Here is a 442-nt window from a genome sequence, read left to right on the forward strand (position 1 = left end):
GCTATCGACCAGTTCGCGCGTGCCGGAGCCGGGTTCACGCATCAGCCAGCCCGCTTCGCGCAGCGCCGCATGCGAGACGGGTCCCGTTCCTTGCGTGAGCGGATGCCCCGGCGCGGCAACGATCACCATCTCATCGTCGATCCACGTTTCGATCTCTAATGCTTCGCCGCGGCACGTGCCTTCAATCAAGCCGATGTCGACCTCGAAACGCTGCACGGCATCGACCACGTCCTGCGTGTTGCCGATCAGCACGTCGAGCTGGCTGTCCGGCGCGATCTCGTGCCGGAAGCCCGCCAGCAGGGCTGGCAGCACATAGTTGCCGATCGTGCTGCTGGCCGCGAGCTTCAGGCGCACGTTCGGCTGGGCGGTCGCGTGTTCCAGCGCATCGGCGTGATCGAGCAGCGCCTGTGCTTGCGGCAGAAGTTGCCGGCCTAGCGCATTC

At 66.1% G+C, this 442-nt stretch carries 1 protein-coding gene; it reads right to left on the reverse strand.

Translation table 11 applies throughout. The annotated features are described in order from the left end of the window. Window positions 1–442, reverse strand: a 442-nt coding sequence (locus KSP9073_RS17270) for a LysR substrate-binding domain-containing protein (protein WP_243409286.1), incomplete at both ends; no start/stop codon positions are given.

The sequence above is a fragment of the Kushneria phyllosphaerae genome (assembly GCF_900312995.1).
In the GTDB taxonomy this organism is placed as follows: domain Bacteria; phylum Pseudomonadota; class Gammaproteobacteria; order Pseudomonadales; family Halomonadaceae; genus Kushneria; species Kushneria phyllosphaerae.